General features: G+C 75.7%; 1 protein-coding gene and 1 pseudogene. One reads left to right on the top strand and one right to left on the bottom strand.

What is annotated here, in order from left to right; all coding sequences use genetic code 11:
- Positions 1-2,236 (top strand): annotated as a pseudogene (locus tag ACIQOV_RS31710) (hypothetical protein); the annotation flags it as partial.
- A gap of 207 nt (positions 2,237-2,443) precedes the next feature.
- On the opposite strand, the gene ACIQOV_RS31705 reads toward ACIQOV_RS31710, so the two are convergent.
- A complete protein-coding gene (locus ACIQOV_RS31705; RefSeq protein ID WP_359913771.1) occupies positions 2,444-3,814 on the bottom strand; it encodes a S53 family peptidase in 1,371 nt (456 codons plus the stop codon).
- Between the last annotated feature and the right edge of the window lie 13 nt (positions 3,815-3,827).

Below are 3,827 nucleotides of genomic sequence, written 5' to 3'. Positions count from 1 at the left end.
GGCGCCCATGCCGCCGCCCGCGCCCCCGGCCGCACCGCCCGTTCCGCCCACCGGGTGGACCCTCACCGGCCTGCCCACCGCCGGGTTCGCCTCCTCGGCGACCCCGCCGCCGTTCCCGGTCCAGAGCGCGACGCCGGCCACCGTCGGCGGTGCGGGCGGGCTCGGCGCGGGCGGCATCGGTGCGGGTGGCCTCGGTGCCGCGCCGCGCGGGCGGATCCTGGTGATCGAGGGCGGGTACGGCAACTCCGGCCGCCGCACCTGGGGCCGCGGCGGACCGGCCCAGGCGCCGGTGCTCTCGGCGATGCTCGCCGCCGTCTCGCCGCAGGTGCTGCTCGCGGCGGACGCGGTGGACGCCGTCCACCTCCCCGGCGCCGGTGACCCGCACACCGTCCTCGCCCACCTGCGCGCCGCCTCCCGCCACCCGGGACCGCTGCTGGTCCACCTGGGCGGCCACATCGTCGCCGACAAGCGCGGCGGGCAGCTCCAGCTGACCCTGCGCGACGCCAAGCAGGACGGCCTCCCCTGGCAGTCCGTCGCCGCCGAGCTGAGCCACCGTCCGGCGGAGTGGCAGACCCTCGTCATCGCCGACCTGAGTGCCGACCAGAACGCCTGGCCGTACCTCCAGGGCACCGTCTCCCCGCTCAGCGAGGGCATCCCGCTGTGGGCGGTGGTCAGCCCGGACCCGGAGCAGATCGGCACCTTCACCCGCGCGCTGATCGAGGCGCTGCACGGCGGACGGCCCGGCGCGGGCGAGGTGCTCGCGCCCGAGCAGCTGCGGCAGCAGGTGTACTCGGTGCTGCGGCCGGACGTGATCGTCCTGGCCACCCACGCCCCGGACCGGCCGTTCTTCCGCAACACCGCCCGTCGCGGCGAGGGCCTGCCGGCCGACGTGCCGCCGGTGCCGGCCGCCGGCGTGGCGCTCTCCGACCTGCCGCCGCCCCTGGCGTCGCCGCTGCCGCGTCCGACGGAACCGCGGGACGCCGCCCCGGGGTGGCCGTCGCCGGTACCGGCCGCGATGCCCGAGCCGTCGACCGCGGCCGTCGGCTCCCCGGCGACCGCGGGTGGTCCGGTCAGCCTGGTCAAGCCGGGCGTCCCGCCCACTCCGCAGCGGCCGGCCCGCCCGGTGAGCCTGCTGAAGGCGGGCGGAACGGCCGAGGCGCCGGGCGTGACCCTGCGCAAGCCCGCCCCGGCCGACGCCGTGCCCGTGGACGACGGCACGCCCCCGGCGGGCGTCACGCTCCTCAAGCCCCGGCCGGAGCCCGCGGACGTCGTGGTCGCCGAGCCCGAACTCCCCCAGGAGGAAGCCGTGGTGGCCTCCGAGGCCGCGGTGGAGGCGGTCGAGCGGACGGCTGCGGAGACGACGGGGGAGACGACGGCGGAGACGGCCGGAGCGGCGGGCGGGGACGCGACCGGGGAGGCCGTCGCGGAGGAGTCCGAGGCTGCGGAGAGGCCCGGGGCCGAAGCGGCCCCCGCGGTCACGGAGCAGCCCAGGGACGCCGTCCCGGAGGCTCCCGCGGGGGCGGAGGAGGCGCCCGCCGAAGAGGCTCCCGCCGCCGCCGTTCCGGCCGACGAGGCGCGGACCGAGGAGGAGCCTGCTGACGCCGTCCCGGCCGACGAGCAGCCCGCTGACGAGGCACCGGTCGACGCCGTGCCGCAGGGCGATGGACCGGGCGGCGAGGGACCGGCCGGCGAAGCTCCCGCCGACGCGCCGCCCGCCCAGGCCGACGCCCCGACCGACAGCCCGGCCGGCACCGCTGCCGAAGCGTCGGCCGACGAGGCCGCTGCGGCCAGGCCGCCCCGGGCGGACTACCGCGAGGTCATCGGACGGATCGTCCGCAGCGCCGACGCCGGGGACCACGCCGCCGCCACCGACCTGGCCTTCGCCCTCGAACTGGAGGCGATCGCCGAGCACGGTGCCGTCTCCGAGCCGGTGCTGCAGGTCCGGCAGGTCCGGGCGCACGTCTGCCGGCTCGCGGGCCGGTCGGCCGAGGCCGCGGAGATCTACCGCGAGGTGGCCCTGACGCTGCTCCGTTCCCAGGGGCCGGACCATCCGGAGACCCAGCGGGCGGCCACCAACGCCGAGGCCTGCTGGCGTGCGATCACCGACCGCGCGGAGGCCATCCGGATCGCCCCGGAGATCATCGAACTGCGCGCCCACCTCCCGGGCCCCGACGGCCGCAAGCTCCGTGCCGCCGAGCGCTACCTCGCCCAGTTGGCCGCTGCCGCCACCGGCTGACAGTCGGCGTCCGCCGGGACCGCCGGCCGCCGTCCGCCACCGCGGCCGCTGTTCCCCGCCGTCCGCCGACCGGCGGGGAACGGCGGACGGCGGACGGACGGCAGCAGACGGAAAACAGCGAACAGCTGACAGATTTCGAAATCTGTCAGCTGTTCGCTGTCACCTGTTACCGGTCACCTGTCACTCGCGACCCGGCGACCGGGCGGCTCACCGACCGGCGATGGCGTGCACGAACTTCGCGCCGTCGATGGTGCCCAGGCCGCTGGCGAGGTCGTAGCCCTCGGCGGCGTTGTAACCGGTGACGCCGTTCCAGCCGTTGTCGCCCTGCTTGACGTCCACGATGCCGCTCCACTTGCTCGGCAGCAGGTTCATGCCGTAGAGGCGCCAGTTGAGCTGGCCGAGGCGGTGGCCGGCGAGCTGGTCGGCGAGCGCGACGACGCCCGAGAACAGCGGGGTGGCCTCGCTGGTGCCGCCGGTGAGGTGCCAGCCGACCGAGGTCGGGTCGTAGGACTCGTAGGTCCAGGCGGCGCCGTCCACGGCCGCGCTCATGCTGATGTCCGGGGTGCCGCGGTGGTTGCCGGTGACGTTGGCGACGCCGGCCTGGTACCACGGGCGCTCGAAGATGCCCGAGACGCCACCGCCGCCGGCGCCGGACTTGTCGTGCCACACCTTGTCGGGCGCGGTGCGGTTGCCGGAGTCGTCCAGGGTGAGCTGGGTGCCGCCGATGGAGGTGACCAGCGGGTCCGAGGACGGCCAGGAGTTGACCTTGTACGGGTACAGGTCGCTGCCGTTCTCCTGGGCGTCGGTGGCGCCGTTGTCGCCGGAGGCGGCGAGCACGGTGACGTTGTGGTCGGCGGCGGCCTGGAAGGCGTACCGCAGATCGGTGAGCGACTTGAAGTCGCCCTTGTCGTAGCCCGGGAAGGTGTTCTCGGTGGCGCCGAAGCTCTGCGAGATGACGTCGGCGCGGCCGGCCTTGATGAGGGCCTTCTCGGCGTCCATCATCTCGGGCAGGCCGGTGGTGCCCTCGGTCTCGGCGACGCCGGTCTCGACCAGGATGATGTGGGCGTCGGGGGCGATCGCGTGGGCGTACTCGACGTCCAGGGTGGTCTCGCCGGCCCAGCCGGTGTGGTCGGGGTTCTTCGGGTCCCAGGTGGGGACGTTGCCCCACTTGACCACCTCGACGTTGGTGTCCGGGATGCCCCACTGCTTGTCGAAGACCTCCAGGTCGTGCTGGATGGTCGGCGAGCCGAAGGAGTCGACGATGACGATCGTGCGGCCCTTGCCGGTGATGCCCTCCTGGTACAGCGGGTTCAGGTTGTAGGCGGCCCGGTACTGGAGCGGCGAGTAGCAGTGGATGCCGACCTGGCTGACGCACTGGGTGGTGCTCAGCGGGGCGGGGCGGCCCTGGGCGCTGTGCTGCCCGAAGGAGGCGGGGCGGACGTGGACGCCCGTGAGGTCGTGGGCGGGGGAGGCGATCGCGGTACCGGCGGCCGGTACGGCGACGGTGCCGGCCGTGAGGGCGGTGGCCCCCACGGCGAGAAGGGCCAGGGCGCGGCGGAGGGTGGCGGGGCTGCCCATGGGGCTCCTTGGG

This window comes from Kitasatospora sp. NPDC091257, assembly GCF_044757675.1.
GTDB classification, from domain to species: domain Bacteria; phylum Actinomycetota; class Actinomycetes; order Streptomycetales; family Streptomycetaceae; genus Kitasatospora; species Kitasatospora lactacystinica.
This window is presented reverse-complemented; position numbering and strand designations above follow the sequence as displayed.

Coding starts and splice junctions, on each gene's coding strand:
- ACIQOV_RS31705 (WP_359913771.1), bottom strand. CDS start 3,814: ATGGGCAGCCCCGCCACCCTCCGCCGCGCCCTGGCCCTTCTCGCCGTG.